Genomic DNA, 18306 nt, shown 5'->3' with positions numbered 1-18306 from the left:
AGAGAATCTACAATTAGACACTTGTTAGCTTTCCCACTGATCACAGGAATGGGCTGAAAAAGTAGAATAATCTTTCAGTTACGCGATGCCAGAGTGGACGCTTATTCCACTGTTCGCCGTCTAATAATACGGAGCGAGCAATATAATCATCCTGAACTTGCGCCAAATCTGCGCCAAAACCGTCATCATCAATCACCAGCGTGATTTCAAAATTCAACCATAAGCTGCGCATATCCAGGTTGACTGTTCCCACCAAACTTAATTGGCCATCGACCAGAACACTCTTGCTGTGCAGCAAACCGCCTTCAAACTGATAAATTTTAACTCCGGCATCAAGTAGCTCAGAGAAGAAGGCTCGGCTGGCCCAACGCACCATCATTGAGTCATTATCGCGTGGAACGATAATGCTGACGTCAACACCTCGTTGCGCTGCTGTACAAATAGCATGCAGCAAATCATCACTTGGCACGAGGTATGGCGTAGTCATGACCAACTGCTTACGAGCGGCATATACGGCAGTTAATAACGCCTGGTGGATCATCTCTTCAGGGAAACCCGGGCCAGATGCAATCACCTGAATAGTATGGCCGCTCTCTTCCTCGAACGGCATGATATGGGTATCTGGCGGCGGCGGCAGAATACGTTTGCCGGTCTCAATCTCCCAGTCACAGGCATAGACGATACCGATAGTTGTCGCCACCGGGCCTTCCATTCGCGCCATCATATCAATCCATTGACCGACTCCGGCGTCTTGTTTGAAGAAGCGCGGATCGACCATATTCATGCTGCCGGTGTAGGCAACATAATTATCAATCAATACGACCTTACGATGTTGGCGCAAATCCATACGGCGCAAAAACACGCGGAAGACATTCACTTTGAGTGCTTCGACAACTTCAATTCCTGCATTGCGCATCATGGCAGGATAGGGGGTTCGGAAGAATTGTTGGCTACCGGCAGAGTCCAGCATCAGTCGGCAATGAACACCGCGCCGCGCCGCAGCCATAAGAGATTCAGCGACCTGATCGACCAAGCCACCCGGTTGCCAGATATAAAATACCATTTCTATATTATGGCGAGCCAACTCGATATCACGGACTAAGGCTTTTAGTGTGTCATCGGTGGTGGTTAATAACTGTAATTGATTGCCTTTAACGCCGCTGATGCCCTGGCGACGTTCGCACAGTTGGAATAATGGAGTTGCCACCTCGCTGTTTGAGCTGGCGAAAATATGTTGGCAATCTTTCAGTTCACTGAGCCAGCGCGCGGTAGACGGCCACATGGCTTTGGCTCGCTCAGCTCGACGCTTACCAAGATGAAGCTCGCCAAATGAAAGATAAGCGATTATTCCCACCAACGGTAGAATATAGATAACAAGCAGCCATGCCATAGCCGAAGTAACGGCTCTGCGCTTCATAAGAATACGCAACGTGACCCCGGCAATAAGCAACCAATAGCCAAAAACTGAGAGCCAACTGATTACGGTATAAAATGTTGTCATAAGGTCGGAAATCCTGTTCACAAACGGTCACTAAAGAGTGTACGCACAGTATGGCAAAGGCGAAACCTTTAATCGGATATATTGCTGGATAAAGTCTTTTAAGCTAAAGGACTTGCATAGCGAATACCTCAGTCAATATCTATATATAGTCGGCGTTTTTTGTTTTTACCACACTGAAGGTTAGATGATTTAAGGCCAAACATGTGTTTTTTCCCGGTGACGACTTGGCGCAACAGATGAAAAGTTTATAATAGCCCGGTTCTCAGCTTTGGAAGAATAGCTTCATGAGACGGAGTAAGAATGAGGTAGGCCGTTGGCGTATGTTGCGGCAAAATCAGCGTCGAAAAAATCGCTGGCTTGAAGGTCAATCACGGCGCTATCGCCATATCTATTGTGTCCGGCAACTTCACGAGCATCAGCATCGTAGGTCGCTATTGTTCACTGTAGCTTATGAGTGGTGATTCGTTGTGAGGGTTGTAAAAACAGTCTCTGTAAGAGGCTGTTTTTGTTTTTTCCCCAGCAAGAAGATACCCATTATTAAGTTTTCACCTGTAACCATCTTCCTCAATACATTCTCTCTCCTGGATCGTTGACCTAACATTGTTAGAAAAGTGATATTGATTGGGAATCTGGGAATAATATTTTCCACTTTAAATTTCACATTTCCTCGTAGAAAAATCACGCCTATCCTAAATTAACAAAATGCGATGATTCTGATGTTCAGATTAATAATAAACTGGGCAGAATAGACCTTTGACGGTTTATTTCACATCAGAATGAGATCACGCTACCCTATATATTAGGTCGCTTCGTTCTAATCGTTCAGTTTCAGGGGTGTTACCGTGGGATTGTTCGGAGTGACCATTCCCTAGCGAAATAAATGATTATTGAATAATAAACATAATAATCATCATGCTTATCTGATACTTTCTTATCTATCAATGAGTTGTTCCAATTTCCATTTTTTTATGTCAATATCATTTATCGTTTTTAGTGATCAATAATAAAAAATTGATCAATTTTATCAATTGATCAATGCTGCTGTTCTAATCAAATAAAAGGATTTTACTGTGGATAGCAGACTAAACATTGCGGTTGATTGCGCTTTTATCTGTGAACCTGTTTACCAGCATAACGGTAAGTTACTTGCAGTAGAGTTATTGAGTCGGTTTACGACAACCTCTTTTAAATCTCCTATTTATACTGAACGCTTCTTACATCAACTTAATGCTCAGACGAAGGCTAAGTTGCTACGCGCACAATTATGTGAAGTCAGAAATCAGCAGAAATGGTTTATCGAACACCAAATAATACTCTCAATAAATATAGATTTTGATATGACAAATGCAGTATTGAATGATGATGATGTCATATCACTATTGGATTCAATGCCTTTTATCCGATTGGAAATAATGGAGAGCTTTCCTAACCTCGGTGATGGTGCTGAGAACGCATTATTAAGTAAGCTGGCTAAACGATATTCGCTATGGTTGGACGACTTCGGTAGTGGTAATGCTCATCTTGCAGCGGCTGCCAGTGGCTTCTTTGAGTGTGTGAAAATTGATAAACATTTTTACTGGCAGTGGGCTGGCAGTGTCACCTTCGATAACCTTGTGACGCGTTTACGTGAACATTGTCAGAATGTGGTTGTTGAGGGGGTCGAAACTCATTTGCAGTATTGCCAATTGGCTGACATCGGCGTTGATGCCATGCAAGGTTACTTATTCAGTTCTTGCCCATTGGAAGAAGTGAGCTATCTTCCACTCCAATACGACCATTTTAATATTAGGTGATGATATTCAGCGTGCGCAGTTGTGGCGCGTGAGGAAGTTCAAATTTTGTCGCCAGGACATCAACTTAGAAAGGCTTTTGCAGTGAGTATCACAGTTATATGATGCTGTTGAGCGGATGATATAATCCCTATTCCAGCAAAGGCTATAGTTAATGTCTCAATATAAATTAGCTAAAACAGTATTCTTCGGGGATTTGAAAACCAGCCCAGCGTTGTATAAATATGAGATTTATTGTGAAGAATCTGAGCTGATATATCACGCTGCTATTTATGCTGAACAAGTCATTGCTGCCGGCAAACATACTTACCCTGTTTGGGTAAGAAAAGACCATATGATCTTGAAATCACCTGCGCATATGTTGGATAAAGCCGTGGAAGCCTGCGAAGAGCATTGGCTGAAACACTACAAAGTCTAGTGGGTCGGGTGAGGGTACACTAAAGCAAATACGCCTGGTGCCAGGCGTATAATTTCCAACGTAATCCGTGTGTTTATCCAGTATCCACTCAACTGATTTTTCAATGATTTTATTAATCTCCCCGGGATCAAACCCAATACCTTGACGGTTCGGGCAATAATCAATCTCAATATTTTTATGTTCACATAATCGCTTTGACTCAGAATACGCGTTTATAGGGTTTTACAATGACGGAGTGATATACCCCAGCAGCGACATAAGGGTCTTGTTCGGCCCAAGCCTCGGCCTCTTGCTGCGAAGTAAACTCAGCTATCACAGTTGAGCCGGTGAATCCGGTAGCACCGGGATCCGCACTGTCGATGGCGGGATTAGGGCCTGCGGTCAATAAACGGCCTTGATCTTGCAATGCTTGTAAGCGAGCCAGATGGGCAGGGCGTACAGACAAACGCTTCTCAAGTGAATCAGGAACATCCGTCGAAAAGATTACATACAGCATATTTCACCTATTCGTCATACAGTGATATGACGATTTGATTTGTGTTCGGTGTTTCATAACATCATGTTCCTCCCATAAATTCAATAATCAGTGAGAAGAGGGATATCTGCAATGCGCCAGCGAATACACCGCTAATTCATAATGAAATAAAATGATAACCAGGCGTAAATAGAAAGTGTTATTTGGTTGATATTGCCGTTTAAAGCATCATTTAAGACCTATACCTAAGATAGTTTGCAACTGCGTATTGAATATGATTGCTATTTGCATTTAAACTTAGCTGCATTAGAGGACACTGAATTATTATGCAGCTAAATAAATTTTTCTTGGGTCGACGGCTTACGTGGCCACTCGCATTTTCTGTAGGTATACATGGCAGCGTAATTGCGGCATTGCTGTATGTATCTGTAGAGCAAATGAGAATACAGCCAGAAATAGAAGATGCGCCGCTCGCGGTCACGATGGTTAATATAGATACCTTCGCAGCACCACAGCCAGCAGCGGCCGAGCCGCAGGCAGAACCAGAGCCTGATCCTATCGAAGAAGCACCACCCGAACCTGAAGTGCTGCCAGAACCGGTGCCTGTACCTATCCCTGAACCGGTGAAACCTAAACCAAAGTCGAAACCGGTGAAAAAAGAAGTTAAAAAACCGGAAGTGAAAAAGCCGGATGTTAAAAAGACAGTTGCACCGCCGGATGACAAACCGTTCAAGTCGGATGAGCCTGCCCTGGTTTCTACTAATGCACCGGTAAAATCAGCACCAAAAGCAGCGGTGCCGGGCGTGTCAACATCTACCGGGCCAAAAGCCCTGAGTAAGGCGAAACCGACTTACCCCGCCAGAGCCTTGGCGTTAGGGGTTGAAGGGCAGGTTAAAGTGCAATATGACATTGACGAAAACGGTCGAGTCACTAATGTGCGAATTCTGGAGGCAACCCCGCGTAATACCTTTGAGCGTGAAGTGAAACAGGTGATGCGTAAGTGGCGTTTTGAAGCGGTTGCAGCCAAGGATTATGTCACCACCGTGGTGTTCAAAATTGGCGGCACGACGGAAATGGACTAAGGCAGTGATATTGCTGTTCGGTAATATCCACGTTGCAATAAAAAGGGTCGCTGTTGAGGCGACCCTTTTGACATCTGACATCAACCAAATGGCAACTATTGCGTTGCGCCCACTTCAAAGTTTCGGCTACCTTCAGGTAAGGCGCGAGCTTTGCCGATATCATCAACGGCCACATAGGTGAATACCGCTTCAGTCGCTTTGTAACGCTGGCCAATAGGTTCGGAAGAGACCTTTTTCACCCATACTTCAATATTGATGGTAATAGAACTGCGGCCGGTCTTAATGCAGCGGGCATAACAGCAAACCACGTCACCTACCGCAACAGGTTTGAGGAAGGTCATGCCATCAACACGCACAGTGACCACTCGCCCGTGGGCTATCTCTTTAGCTTGAATAGCACCGCCAATATCCATTTGGGACATCAACCAGCCACCGAAAATATCCCCGTTGGCATTGGTATCCGCGGGCATCGCAAGGGTACGAAGTACCAGCTCACCGTTGGGTAATACTTGTTCACCGCTAGGTAATAACCGTTCACCGCGAGGTGATATTTGTTCCTGGGTCATCTCTGCCTACTATTTAAAATTATGACTTTTTCTGTTCTTCCGGCATATGTCGGTAAATATAAACGCCACTAATAAGTGTGAATATCAGCGTCAGAGCGGTTAAGCCAAAGACTTTGAAATTGACCCAAATGTCTTGCGGTAACCAGAAAGCCACATAGATGTTCAGCAAACCGCAGACCAGGAAAAATACCGCCCAGGACATATTCAGCGTTGACCACACGGTATCGGGTAATGTCAGTTCCTTACCCAGCATGCGCTGAATTAATGGCTTTTTCATAAACCACTGACTGATCAATAACGCGAGGGCGAACAGCACATACAAGACCGTCACTTTCCACTTAATAAACAAGTCACTGTGGAATGCCAGCGTTAAGGTACCGAATACCAACACCATAATGGCAGTGACCAAGGTCATTTTTTCTACCTTGCGGTATTTGAACCAGGTAAAGGCCAGCGCCAGCAAGGTTGCGACAATCAACGCCCCGGATGCGACAAAAATGTCATACATCTTGTAGAAAACGAAAAATACGACCAATGGGAGAAAATCTAAAAGTTGCTTCATGAATCAATCCATCATTTATACACCGCCCGACTATACCGGATTCAGTGCGGTGAGGGTACCTACGGTAAAAGGCTATTATCCTTAATTATCTGCGGGAATGCGCGCTCCGTCAGCGGAATTTGCAGAAACTTACGATAAACAAGTAACAGATTTTGTCTGTATATTGCCAGTTCGAGATTAACCCAGCATGATAAGCAACAGATATTGGGTAAAGCTTGGTGGAGTTAGTATGCAGAGAAAATCACTCCGGTATTGGATGCCGGGTTTGACCCAATTAATGGCTTATGAACGTGACTGGCTCAAGCCAGATGTGAGAGCTGGGTTATCGGTGGCCGCAGTGGCATTGCCCATTGCTATCGCTTATGCGGAATTGACCGGCGTCAGCGCTGCGGTCGGATTGTATTCGTGTATTTTGCCGATGATTGCCTACGCATTTTTTGGCTCATCACGGCAATTGATTGTCGGGCCTGATGCTGCGACCTGCGCGGTTATCGCTGCGGTGGTTGCGCCATTGGCAGCGGGGAACAGCGAGGTTCACTGGCAACTGACTATCATGATGACACTGATGATGGGGACATGGTGTCTGGTGGCCAGCCGCTTTAAGCTCGGGGCATTAGCTGATTTATTGTCGCGGCCTATACTCACCGGCTTACTTAATGGGGTGGCGATCACCATTATTGTTGATCAGTTAGGTAAAGTATTTGGATTTATGACCCGACCACCTCAATTGATTGAGCGGGTGCTGGCTCTACCACATAATTTAATTAATAGTCATTTACCCACGGTTGCCATTTCATTACTGACGTTTGTCGTGCTGTACGGTGTTAAGTGGTTACGGCCCAACTGGCCTGCGCCGTTGTTAGCTATTGTCATCGCGACCTTTGTTTCTTGGTCTGCCAATATGCAACAGTTTGGTGTTGCGGTGGTCGGCGGATTTGATGGTGGTTTGCCGATGGTGCATTGGCCAGATTTCCAACCGGGCCTATTGCGTGACATGGTGATCCCAGCACTCAACCTGGCAGTGGTCAGTTTTGTCAGTATGATGCTTACTGCCCGCAGTTTTGCCGCCAAGAATGGCTACGAAGTGGATGCCGATGTCGAGCTGCGCGCGCTTGGTATCACCAATATCGTCTCCGCACTCTCGCAGGGGTTTGCTATCAGTGGAGCGAGTACGCGAACCGCAGTGAATGATGCCAATAATGGTAAGAGCCAACTGGTATCAATTATTGCCGCGTTGGTTATTGCTATGGTGTTGCTATTTCTCACTCGCCCGCTGCAATTTATCCCCATTGCAGCTCTGGGAGTCGTGCTGATTTATGCCGCCTGGTCTTTGCTCGGATTCAGAAGTTTATGGCAGTTACGTAAACGTAATACGCAGGCTTTCTATCTGGCGATTTTTACTTTCGTCAGTGTTGTTTTAGTTGGCGTGATTAGCGGTATTGGTTTGGCGGTGCTGTTGGGATTATTGCAGTTCTTACGCACGGTATTTCGCCCAACAGAGCAGTTATTGGGGGTTAATGCTGATGGCATGATTCATTCTATGCGCAGTGGTAACGGCATTAAACCTGTGCCCGGCGTTATGATTTACCGTTTTAACTCACCGTTAACCTATTTCAACGTTGCTTACTTCAAACGACGCATTCTGAATCTGGTTGATAGCACGCCACATCCCGCTGACTGGGTGGTGATTGATGCCGTCGCCAGCTTTACTTATGCCGATATCAGTGTATTGGCTGCGATAGATGAGCTTAAGCGCGATCTTAAACAGCGCAGAATTAAGCTGATATTAGCGGGGCGACGCACTGAATTGACACGCTGGTTCCGGATTAATAAGTTGAAAAGCCATGATGATGATCTGGTTTTGGTGCCCGATTTGTATCTGGCTCTCAAGCTGATTCAAAGTAAACAGCGGGTAGCAGAGAAACAAGAACCTGAAGCCGAACCCGAAATCAGTTGATGGAGGGTAGAATTTAAATCTGTTGAATGCCAAATAACAACAAAGGGCCGTAATGGCCCTTTGTTGTTTTATCCGTACCGACGTTTACGCGGTAACATCGGTCGGGCGCAATAACATATATAAGCGGAACAGGTACACCAGCAACAATGCAGAAACCAGATTACTCAGTGCGCTTAAAACTACACTGGCAATGGGTGTCGGCAACGCGGTCAGGTGACTGACTAAATATAACAAAATCAATTTAGCTGCTATCCACAACATCATCGCCGGAATAATCAACCGAACATTGGCAAAAGCCAACTTGATACTGGTTTTCATTGCGGAGAAAACCCCCATCTTTTCCGTGCTCACGATAATCGGTGACAGCGAAAGTGCCACAGCAATAATGATGCCCGGCACGATAAACAGGGTTATTCCCAACTGAATTAACAGCGTACCAATGAACATCAGCAGCAGTAAGCGGGGTAAAATAGGCAGTGAAATACCAATTGCCTGCAATGCGCTAACACGACGGCCTTGAGAAACCATAGAAATCAGTGTCAGCATGCCACCGACCAATAAAACATTACCCACGAGTGCGGAGAAGGTGGCCGCCGCAGACACTTTGAGCAGAATAATCTGTTGCTCTGGTGTGAGTTGTGCCACCAACTCTGTAATGCTGAGATTCCCTGACGACGCAAAATCACTTTCTGTGGAACTTAAAATACTCAGTTGTTCAGTATCAGGGATAAAGGCCTGATTCAGCATGACGGTAATGAACGCAGTCAGTAGCGCCAGTAACAGAATGGCGGCCAGTTGATTACGTAAAAAGTTAAAACTGTCACGGTATAAAGTGTTAGCCGTGATAGGCATGAAAGCTCCTTGGGATCGAAAAAATAGCGCTTAGCCGATGATTATACCTTGTTATGGTGCGCTGTGGGATCCTGTCATTGGCCAACGGCTGATTTCTTCTAATCTAATTACCTCGATGTTATCAACAGGTAACGGTGGCAAGCCGTAATGGGCGCGGGCGCGGTCACAAGAGGGATTGTGAATACCTGCGTCTCCTGACTGCTCAAATTCATGACAGGGAGGTGGGCGGTCGTCGTAGATTGAACAAGAAACAGACTGGCCGACCTCGCCCTGGAGGGCAATGCAGCGCGAAGATTTACCATTAGTGCCGGACATGCAGCGAATAAACGGGGTGACCTGCTCGGTCATGGCAGAGGGAACTGTGCCGCCGCCATCTTTGGCCTCCGACCAATAAAACGAGACTCTAAAATAGGCACAGCAGGCACCACAACTGACACACGGATTAATTTCAGCGCTCATCTTGAATCTACCGCTCCTTACAAAGTAAACAGCTAACCGATCACGATTTCACACATACAACATCCAAGCATAGCAGCATGACGACTGTTGTCTTTTTCAGCAATAGCTGTAAGCCCAATTTGGTGTAAACGGCCATTTATGATCCAGATCAATTTCAATATTATTAAGGAATTAAATAACCTTACTTAAATTAGGATTTATTTAAATTGTTACTAAAGATGTGATCTCGATTGGATCATGAATAATCATTTGTAGGTATATTCTGTTCGCGAATATACCTACAAATGGAATGGATAATGAAAAAAGTCACTTTGGCAATATTAGCCGTAGCAACTCTGGCATCGACTGCGGTAAGCGCGCACCAAGCAGGCGATTATATTTTCCGGGCAGGGACGGCAACGGTCAGGCCAAATGCCGGGTCTGATGATGTATTAGGTTATGGTTCCTTCAAAGCAGATAACAATACTCAGTTAGGTCTGACTTTCAGTTATCTGGTTACCGATAATATCGGGGTGGAATTGCTGGCTGCTACACCTTTCCGCCATAAAATTGGCCTTGGGCCGACCGGCAACATCGCTGAAGTTAAGCAACTGCCTCCGACATTGATGGCGCAATATTATTTCCGCGATAAACAAGACAAACTGCGCCCGTATTTAGGTATTGGTTTGAACTACACCACTTTCTTTGATGAAAAATTTAACAATACCGGTGCTTCTGCCGGATTGACGGATTTAAGTGTAAAAGACTCTTGGGGTGTGGCGGGTCAGGCGGGCTTGGATTACATGGTTAGCGAAAACTGGATGGTGAATATGTCTGTCTGGTGGATGAATATCGAAACTGACGTGAAATTCAAAGCCAATGGCCAGGAGCAAAGTATTCATACACGCCTTGATCCTTGGGTGTTTATGTTTGGTGCCGGTTATCGTTTCTGATCACAATAATGCGAATCTAAATAGAGAGGCGCAGAAATGCGCCTCCGAGCATAAAATTACCGAATTAGCATCTGATCACTCACAGATTTTACCCCAGGGACGCTACGGGTAATCTGTACAGCACGGTTGGCATCCTGACGTGAGCTAACAAAACCACTCAACTGAACCCGCCCTTTGAAGGTCTCAACACTGATTTCAGTCGATTTTAGATTCTTCTCACCTAACAGCGCTGATTTCACTTTAGTGGTGACCACAGTGTCATCCAGATAACCCCCGGTTCCTTCCGATTTTGCTGTAGGGGCGCAGGCGGATATTGCCATCGCCATAATCACTGCAACGCATAAAGCTGAAATCGTTTTGAAAATCTTCATAAATGACTCTCCATGTTTATCAATGCCATAGGACTTATTGGATCAACCAATAGTCCAAAGTACTATTAACGCATATTTCACTCAGGTGCGTTGACACCCACCGCATCCTAAATGTAAAGAAATGCTTAGTGTGTTACACATTATTAGTATTGGTTATTAATGACTTTAATTCAAATTTTTAGCAGATAGACCGGTGAAAAGGTATTTAATATAAGGAAGATAGCGCCTGAATCTGATGCGTCATCAGGCGCTCTGGGAAAACTAGCTGCGGGTGGCTGCTTTCATATTGGTCACGAATTTGGTCAATTGCGCGAGCATTTCTGCGGGCTGTGAGACATTGTTTTCAATGATTTTTACAATAGCCGAACCTGAAATGGCACCTGCTGCTCCAGCCGCCAGACTGATTTTCACCTGCTCAGGTTCTGAGATACCAAAACCTTGTAGCGCCGGAGCCGCATTGTATTCACGTAGTTTATCTATCAAACGGTTCAATGGCAGATGTCCGTGATTCTCAGCCCCCGTCACACCTGCGCGGGAGAGCAGGTAGGTATAGCCGCGGCCATGAGAGGATATTTCTCGCAATAAATCATCATCTGCATTAGGCGGGCAAATAAAGATAGGCGCAATCCCGTGGCGCAAGGCCGCAGTGCGGAAAGACAGTGACTCTTCAAATGGCACATCAGCAATCAGCACCGAGTCAACGCCGACATCAGCGCAACGCTTGTAGAAGGTATCAATCCCGTTATGAAATACCAGATTTGCATACATCAGCAACCCAATGGGAATGGTAGGGTGCTTTTTACGGATTTCTGCCAGCATCTCAAAACAGATACCGGGAGTCACACCGGAAGCGAAAGCACGTAGCGCGGCGTTTTGAATTGTCGGGCCATCAGCCAATGGATCAGAGAAGGGGATGCCCAACTCCAATGCATCTGCACCTGCTGCAATCAAGGTGTCGATAATTTCTAAGGAGAGAGCCGGTGTTGGGTCGCCGAGTTGCACGAAAGGAACAAATGCGCCTTCATTTTTGGCAGCCAACTGTTGGAAAACTTGTTGATAACGCTCCATTAAATTTCTCCCCGCGCTTTCAGGATATCGTGAACGGTGAAAATATCTTTATCACCCCGCCCGGACAAATTGACCACCAATATCTGTTCTTTTTGCGGCTCTGCTTTAATCATTTTCAGGGCATGGGCCAATGCATGAGAAGACTCCAACGCCGGGATAATCCCTTCTTTGCATGACAGCGCTTTAAACGCATCCAGGGCTTCGTCATCAGTCACTGACACATAATCAGCGCGCCCGATGCTATTTAAATAAGCATGTTGTGGCCCGACAGATGGGAAGTCTAAACCGGCAGAAATTGAGTAAGATTCTTCAATTTGACCATCACTGGTTTGCATCATCGGTGATTTCATACCGAAGTAGATACCCACTTTACCGTGTTTCAGTGGCGCACCATGTTGACCGGTTTCGATACCCAGCCCTGCAGGTTCCACGCCAATCAGCCCAACACCTGGCTCATCGATAAAGTCAGCAAACATGCCGATGGCGTTAGAACCGCCACCGATGCATGCCAGCACCGCATCGGGTAGACGGCCTTCTCGGGCCAACAGTTGCGCTTTGGTTTCTTCGCCAATCATACGTTGGAATTCACGCACAATAGTGGGGTAAGGGTGCGGGCCAGCGGCGGTTCCGAGCATATAGTGGGCGGTTTCGTAGCTTCCAGACCAGTCACGCAGGGCCTCATTACACGCATCTTTCAGCGTTGATGAACCGCTGTGAACCGGGATAACTTCAGCCCCCATCAGGCGCATACGGAAAACGTTTGGCGACTGACGTTCAATGTCTTTGGCACCCATATAGATGCGACATTTTAAGCCCAATAAGGCACAGGCTAATGCTGACGCTACACCATGCTGGCCAGCACCCGTTTCAGCAATGATTTCTGTTTTACCCATGCGTTTGGCTAATAATGCCTGACCTAAAACCTGATTGGTCTTATGTGCGCCACCGTGCAACAGATCTTCACGTTTCAGATATAACTTGGTTTTGGTTCCCTCGGTCAGGTTTTGACACAAGGTTAGGGCGGTTGGACGCCCGGCATAGTTCTTTAACAAATCTTGAAATTCGGCCTGAAACTCAGGATCCAGCTGAGCACTGACAAATGCTTCTTCCAGTTGCTTCAATGCTGGCATCAGGATCTGGGGGACATACATCCCCCCGAACTCGCCAAAATAAGGATTCAATGTGGTCATTTTTCTGTCCTTTATCTACCCGTCATCTTTCAAACTGCAGGTGTGTTGGCTGTACTCGCTAACCCGAATCACTTACTGGTTGCTGACCTTAAAATAAATAGAATCATCGGGATTATCTTGTTTGCCGCCTTTCTGCCTCTTGAAATCTATTGGGTATAGGGTTAACCCAAATGTGTTTATGATTTAATAGGTGCGTAATGTTTGGAACACGGCGGCGATCTTTTGCGGATCTTTCACTCCGGGGGCGCTTTCGACACCGGAGTTGAGATCCAGACCCGCAGCACCTAGTTGGGCCGCCGCACCGCAGTTATCTGGCCCCAATCCACCCGCCAGCAGGACATTATCCAATGGCTGACCGGCTAATAATGACCAGTCAAAACTCTGGCCAGTGCCGCCATTGCCATTATCCAAAACATAGCGTTCAATATGCTGTAAGTGGCGAGCTGGCACCGTGTCAGTGACACTCAATGCCTTCCAAATCTGGCAACTGGCAGGCAATACTTCGCGCAGTTGGTTGATATAGGTTTGGTCTTCATGCCCATGTAACTGCACGGCGCTTAGTGACAACTGTTCAGCAGTTTGTTGTATGGTTTCGATTTTGGAATCACGGAAGACGCCTACATATTTTAGCGGTGCACCACTGATAACGGTGCGGGCCTGCGCAATATCCACATAACGTGGCGAGTTGCCGACAAAAATCAAACCACCGTAGACTGCCCCGGCCTGGTAAGCAGCAGCAGCATCTTGGGCCCGGGTCAGACCGCAGACCTTATTTTCACCCAATAGCACGCGGCGTACCGCAGCATTTAGGTCCGCCTCAGACATCAATGCGCTGCCAATGAGGAACCCGTTGGCAAAGTGGCTGAGTTCGCGCACCTGTCGGTAGTTATTGATACCTGATTCGCTGATGACCGTCACGCCTTTAGGCAGGCGGGGTGCCAGTTCACGGGTGCGATTAAGGTCGATAGACAAATCACGTAAGTCACGGTTATTGATACCAACGACTTTTGCCTCTAATGCAATTGCGCGATCCAGTTCCTCGGCGTTGCTTGCCTCCGTCAATACCCCCATGTTCAGGCTATGAGCCACGGCGGCCAATTGGCGGTAAGTCTCATCATCAAGAACAGATAGCATCAGCAAAATAGCGTCAGCCTGATAAAGACGGGCGAGCTGAATTTGGTAAGCATCAATAATAAAATCTTTGCACAGTACTGGTTGAGTTACCGCAGCGCTCACTTGAGGTAAGAAATCAAAATTACCCTGGAAGTATTTTTCGTCCGTCAGTACCGAGATAGCCGAGGCATAGTTCTTATAAACAGCAGCAATCTCTGCTGGATTAAAATTATCGCGAATAACACCTTTGGACGGGGATGCTTTCTTACACTCCAGAATAAACACCGTTTTGTTGCCCTGTAGCGCCTGATAAAAGTCGCGCTGACTCAAGGTAATGTCATTTTGGAAACTGGCCAGAGGCTGTTGTAATTTCCGCGCGGCAACCCAGATTTCCTTATCGCGCACTATTTGGTGAAGTACGGTTTCCTGCATGATTTATCCTCTTGCTGCCAGAGCGGTAACTCGTTCAAAAGGCTGACCGCTGTGAATCATTTCCAATGCTTGTTGTGCGTTATGGCGCAGGTTTTCCTGCCCATGCAATTTCAGCAATAATGCGACATTAGCCGCGACTGCTGAGGCATGCGCTGCCTCACCCTTACCTTGTAACAACCGTGCTAAAATGTCACGATTTTCTTCAGGTGCGCCGCCCTGTAGCGAGCCAAGCTCAAAGCGGTTTAAGCCAAAATCTTCCGGCGCTAATTCGTAGCTTTCAATACTGCCGTTATTCAGCTCTGCGATCTGAGTTGGCGCATGGATCGCCACTTCGTCCATTCCGCCGCCATGCACCACTGCCGCGCGCTGATAACCCAGCACTTTAAGCGTTTCAGCAATTGGCAACACCAATTCAGGGCTATAAACCCCAATCAGCGCCAATGGTGGGTGGGCAGGGTTAATCAATGGCCCTAACACATTAAATAAAGTACGGGTTTTGAGTTGTTGGCGAACAGGCATCGCATGGCGGAAACCGGTGTGATACTGCGGCGCAAACAAAAAACAAACGCCTAACTCATCCAGTGCCAGACGTGACTGCTCGGCGCTCATGTCCAGGCGAATGCCAAAGGCGGCCAACAAGTCTGACGAACCGGAACGGCTGGACACACTGCGGTTACCGTGTTTGGCCACTTTCACGCCACAACTGGCGGCAACAAACGCACTGGCCGTGGAGATGTTAATGCTGTTGGTACCGTCGCCTCCAGTGCCGACAATATCGGCAAACAAGTAATCGGGGCGCGGGAACGGTTGAGCATCAGCTAATAAGGCTTGTGCTGCGCCGGCAATCTCGGCGGGGGTTTCGCCGCGCACCTTCATGCTGATTAATGCCGCAGCCAATTGGCTGGCTTCCAGTTCACCCCGGACAATCGCGGCAAATAGTCGTTGGCTTTCTGCCTGAGTCATCGACTCGGCCCGAAACAGTTTTTCTAATAACAATTCTTTCGATAATGTTTGCATCTTTAAACCCTTGATTACGTCATACCCAAAGAACATGGAGTGCAGGTAGGCAGCAAGTGAGTAACAAATCGGTCGGGAACCGATTTGAACAGCATTTATGCTAGCCCGAAGGATGAGCCTCAAGGATGAGGCTCATTAATCCCGATGAGCTTACTCCGGTAAGTGATTCGGGTGAGTGAACGTAGCTAACACCCCTGCTGCTTCATGTACGAAGGGCATTAACGCCCAGTCTAAGGTTTGCTCCAGCAAGCGAGCACCCTGGGTGGTTAAAATCGATTCTGGGTGGAATTGGTAGCCACAAACGCGATGGGTATCATGACGAACCGCCATGACCATCTCGCCAAAACGGGCGTTAACAGTGAGTTCCGTTGGAATATTACTGCCGACTAATGAGTGGTAGCGGGCAACCGGTAAAGGATTAGGCATTCCTGCAAACATGCCTTGTCCATCGTGTTCAATGGCAGAAGCCTTACCATGTAATATTTCGCCAGCCTGACCAACATGACCGCCATAGGCTTCGACAATCGCTTGATGGCCGAGGCAAATTCCGATAATCGGTAGCTGGCCGCGTAAACGCTGTAACAATTCAGGCATACAGCCCGCTTGTGCCGGGGTGCCGGGGCCGGGTGATAGCATCAACACCGGTTGTTCAAGTTGTTGCAAACGCTCAATAATGGTGTCAGCCGCAATTTGGTTGCGGTATATCACTACGCGATGACCGCTGGAGCGCAGTTGATCAACCAGGTTATAGGTAAAGGAATCGATATTATCGAGCAGCAAGATGTCGGCCATTAGATTATTTTCCATTAGAACACCTCACTGGCGTGGTGTGCAGTGGCGATGGCGCGTAACACCGCGCGGGCTTTATTGCGGGTTTCATCGGCTTCCGCCTGTGGGATTGAATCCAGCACTACACCCGCACCGGCTTGCACTGTGGCGATACCGTCCTCGACATAAGCCGAGCGAATAACTATGCAGGTATCTAAATCACCATGAGCGGTAAAATAGCCGACAGCACCGCCGTAACTGCCACGACGCGCCCCTTCATTGGCGGCGATTAATTGCATCGCCCGAACTTTTGGCGCACCGCTTAATGTCCCCATGTTCATGCAGGCCTGATAGGCATGCAGCACATCCAAATCGTGGCGTAGGGTGCCCACTACGCGAGAAACCAGATGCATAACAAAGGAATAGCGGTCGACTTTGGTTAAATCAGCCACATAACGGCTACCCGGCTCACAGATGCGCGCCAGGTCATTACGGGCTAAATCCACTAGCATCAAGTGTTCTGCCAATTCTTTATGGTCGGTACGCATTTCCAGTTCAATACGACTGTCCAAATCGCGATCCAATTCTCCATTAGCACGGCGGCCTCGTGGGCGAGTCCCGGCAATCGGGTAAATTTCAATTTGGCGATTAGTCGCATCATATTTCAGTGCGCTTTCAGGTGAGGCACCGAACAGAGCGAATTCGTTATCCTGCATGAAGAACATATATGGGCTTGGATTGCTGTCTTTCAGTGTTTGATACGCCGCCAGTGGTGACGGGCAAGGCAGCGAGAAACGGCGAGAGGGGACGACCTGGAAAATTTCACCTTCGCGGATGGCCTGCTGTAATTCGCTGACAACGGCACCGTATTCTTCATCTGATTGGTTACACTGTAACGCCATCTCCGGCACTGATTTGGCGGGAATGGCCTGCGGTGCTTGTTGTAATTGATGGGCTAGCTGCTCTAAGCGAGCCGTCAAGCGCTGGTGCTCGCTATTATCCGGAGTGAACAGGCTGGCTTGTAATGTTGTTGAGCGATGTTGATGATCTAACACCAACAAGGTTTCAGCTAAATAGAAGCAGAAGTCTGGGCAACGTTGGTCTTGACGCAATTGCGGCAAGTTTTCAAAACCGGCGACCAAATCGTAGGCAAACAACCCCCCCAAAAATAGGGCTTCTCGCTCAGCCTGCGGAGTATCGACCAGTTTCAGCAACAGACGCAAAGCATCGAAAACGGATAACGCCTGTAAGCGGGAGTCTTCATCCTGTACATCATTAATCACGGGAAATGTCAGCTCGCGGCCATTAGGGCGGACTTGTATTTCAACTTGCACGGGCATTGCGGCGTCCAGCAGCGGTAATAAAGCTGCACCATTGCGTGTCAATGCTTCAATTGTCACCTTCTGCCCCAGAGCGGTGATACGCAGCGCACTGTCGATAATGAGCAGACTTTTCAAGTTCTGCTTGCTGGTCACTTCCGCTGATTCAAGCAGTAATGTTGCTGGCCGCGCGCCGCATAGCTGATGGAATAGCGCGGTTGGGTCATCACGGTAACACGCCGCGGTGGTCAGTAACTGTAAAGTGGGGCGCGAGGTTTGCATCGTTTGTGTTTCCTGAAAAGGTATATGCCGAAATCTGTCCATAAAAAAGCCCGCTATGAGCGGGCTTAAGCAATCTGCATTGTCTGATGACTGATATGCGTGATTACACCGCCCGAGAGAGGGAGATGTGCCACCAACGCAGTAAGGAAATT

17 protein-coding genes, 2 pseudogenes and 1 other annotated feature are annotated in these 18306 nt (G+C 47.4%); of the genes and pseudogenes, 6 read left to right on the top strand and 13 right to left on the bottom strand.

Annotated elements, in window-relative coordinates; all coding sequences use genetic code 11:
• Positions 1 to 40 precede the first annotated feature (40 nt).
• The gene (gene cls, locus ACF3VQ_RS11125) at positions 41 to 1501 is read right to left on the bottom strand and encodes a cardiolipin synthase (RefSeq protein WP_392430801.1); all 1461 of its coding nucleotides are present in this window, start codon (positions 1499 to 1501) and stop codon (positions 41 to 43) included.
• Between the two features lie 284 nt (positions 1502 to 1785).
• On the opposite strand from cls, the gene ACF3VQ_RS11120 reads away from it, so the two are divergent.
• From ACF3VQ_RS11120 to ACF3VQ_RS11110, 3 genes are all read left to right on the top strand, one after another.
• The gene (locus ACF3VQ_RS11120) at positions 1786 to 1962 is read left to right on the top strand and encodes a YciY family protein (RefSeq protein WP_050110477.1); all 177 of its coding nucleotides are present in this window, start codon (positions 1786 to 1788) and stop codon (positions 1960 to 1962) included.
• Between the two features lie 609 nt (positions 1963 to 2571).
• Positions 2572 to 3294, top strand: a complete 723-nt coding sequence (locus ACF3VQ_RS11115) for an EAL domain-containing protein (RefSeq protein WP_392430797.1) — start codon at positions 2572 to 2574, stop codon at positions 3292 to 3294.
• A 151-nt stretch (positions 3295 to 3445) separates the two neighbouring features.
• On the top strand, positions 3446 to 3709 hold the full coding sequence (locus ACF3VQ_RS11110; RefSeq protein ID WP_392430794.1) for a hypothetical protein: 264 nt from the start codon (positions 3446 to 3448) through the stop codon (positions 3707 to 3709).
• A gap of 199 nt (positions 3710 to 3908) precedes the next feature.
• Here the strand turns inward: ACF3VQ_RS11110 and ACF3VQ_RS11105 are convergent, their stop codons facing one another.
• On the bottom strand, positions 3909 to 4205 hold the full coding sequence (locus ACF3VQ_RS11105) for a YciI family protein (protein WP_392430791.1): 297 nt from the start codon (positions 4203 to 4205) through the stop codon (positions 3909 to 3911).
• A 305-nt stretch (positions 4206 to 4510) separates the two neighbouring features.
• On the opposite strand from ACF3VQ_RS11105, the gene tonB reads away from it, so the two are divergent.
• Positions 4511 to 5266 carry a TonB system transport protein TonB gene (tonB, locus tag ACF3VQ_RS11100; protein WP_392430789.1) on the top strand — a complete coding sequence of 252 codons (756 nt, stop codon included), beginning with the start codon at positions 4511 to 4513 and terminating at the stop codon, positions 5264 to 5266.
• 95 nt (positions 5267 to 5361) lie between these two features.
• Here tonB and yciA read toward each other — a convergent pair whose 3' ends face one another.
• Together yciA and ACF3VQ_RS11090 are read right to left on the bottom strand one after the other, a co-directional pair.
• Complete coding sequence (gene yciA, locus ACF3VQ_RS11095) at positions 5362 to 5832, bottom strand: acyl-CoA thioester hydrolase YciA (RefSeq protein WP_077174767.1); 471 nt, start codon at positions 5830 to 5832, stop codon at positions 5362 to 5364.
• 19 nt (positions 5833 to 5851) lie between these two features.
• The gene (locus tag ACF3VQ_RS11090; protein ID WP_392430786.1) at positions 5852 to 6394 is read right to left on the bottom strand and encodes a septation protein A; all 543 of its coding nucleotides are present in this window, start codon (positions 6392 to 6394) and stop codon (positions 5852 to 5854) included.
• 229 nt (positions 6395 to 6623) lie between these two features.
• Between ACF3VQ_RS11090 and ACF3VQ_RS11085 the strand changes: the two genes are divergently transcribed.
• Positions 6624 to 8351, top strand: coding sequence for a SulP family inorganic anion transporter (locus tag ACF3VQ_RS11085; RefSeq protein ID WP_392430783.1), 1728 nt, complete (start codon positions 6624 to 6626; stop codon positions 8349 to 8351).
• Between the two features lie 84 nt (positions 8352 to 8435).
• On the opposite strand, the gene ACF3VQ_RS11080 is transcribed toward ACF3VQ_RS11085, so the two are convergent.
• Both ACF3VQ_RS11080 and ACF3VQ_RS11075 read right to left on the bottom strand, forming a co-directional pair.
• A complete protein-coding gene (locus ACF3VQ_RS11080) occupies positions 8436 to 9203 on the bottom strand; it encodes a YciC family protein (protein WP_392430780.1) in 768 nt (255 codons plus the stop codon).
• 51 nt (positions 9204 to 9254) lie between these two features.
• Positions 9255 to 9662 carry a YkgJ family cysteine cluster protein gene (locus ACF3VQ_RS11075; protein WP_392430777.1) on the bottom strand — a complete coding sequence of 136 codons (408 nt, stop codon included), beginning with the start codon at positions 9660 to 9662 and terminating at the stop codon, positions 9255 to 9257.
• Between the two features lie 296 nt (positions 9663 to 9958).
• Between ACF3VQ_RS11075 and ompW the strand changes: the two genes are divergently transcribed.
• Positions 9959 to 10594 carry an outer membrane protein OmpW gene (gene ompW, locus ACF3VQ_RS11070; protein ID WP_392430774.1) on the top strand — a complete coding sequence of 212 codons (636 nt, stop codon included), beginning with the start codon at positions 9959 to 9961 and terminating at the stop codon, positions 10592 to 10594.
• Positions 10595 to 10650: 56 nt separating this feature from the next.
• On the opposite strand, the gene ACF3VQ_RS11065 is transcribed toward ompW, so the two are convergent.
• The 7 genes and pseudogenes from ACF3VQ_RS11065 to ACF3VQ_RS11035 form a co-directional block, all read right to left on the bottom strand.
• Positions 10651 to 10965, bottom strand: coding sequence for a BON domain-containing protein (locus ACF3VQ_RS11065; protein WP_005169331.1), 315 nt, complete (start codon positions 10963 to 10965; stop codon positions 10651 to 10653).
• A gap of 261 nt (positions 10966 to 11226) precedes the next feature.
• Complete coding sequence (gene trpA / locus ACF3VQ_RS11060; RefSeq protein WP_392430769.1) at positions 11227 to 12033, bottom strand: tryptophan synthase subunit alpha; 807 nt, start codon at positions 12031 to 12033, stop codon at positions 11227 to 11229.
• Entirely contained in the window at positions 12033 to 13223 is a 1191-nt protein-coding gene (gene trpB / locus ACF3VQ_RS11055) for a tryptophan synthase subunit beta (RefSeq protein ID WP_392430766.1), read from the bottom strand. The genes trpA and trpB overlap by 1 nt, the downstream gene beginning before the upstream one ends.
• Positions 13224 to 13406: 183 nt before the next feature.
• On the bottom strand, positions 13407 to 14768 hold the full coding sequence (gene trpCF / locus ACF3VQ_RS11050) for a bifunctional indole-3-glycerol-phosphate synthase TrpC/phosphoribosylanthranilate isomerase TrpF (protein ID WP_392430763.1): 1362 nt from the start codon (positions 14766 to 14768) through the stop codon (positions 13407 to 13409).
• Positions 14769 to 14771: 3 nt separating this feature from the next.
• Positions 14772 to 15761 (bottom strand): annotated as a pseudogene (trpD, locus tag ACF3VQ_RS11045) (anthranilate phosphoribosyltransferase); the annotation flags it as partial.
• Positions 15762 to 15907: 146 nt separating this feature from the next.
• A pseudogene (locus tag ACF3VQ_RS11040) lies at positions 15908 to 16577 on the bottom strand (gamma-glutamyl-gamma-aminobutyrate hydrolase family protein); the annotation flags it as partial.
• Positions 16578 to 16591: 14 nt separating this feature from the next.
• Positions 16592 to 18154 (bottom strand): anthranilate synthase component 1, encoded by a 1563-nt coding sequence (locus tag ACF3VQ_RS11035; RefSeq protein WP_392430760.1) that lies wholly within the window; start codon positions 18152 to 18154, stop codon positions 16592 to 16594.
• A gap of 40 nt (positions 18155 to 18194) precedes the next feature.
• Positions 18195 to 18296: a sequence feature (Trp leader region), on the bottom strand.
• Positions 18297 to 18306: the final 10 nt, after the last annotated feature.

Source organism: Yersinia fenwicki (assembly GCF_043099325.1).
In the GTDB taxonomy this organism is placed as follows: Bacteria; Pseudomonadota; Gammaproteobacteria; order Enterobacterales; family Enterobacteriaceae; genus Yersinia.
Note: the sequence above shows the minus strand (reverse complement) of the source record. Positions and strands in the feature narration are given on the sequence as shown.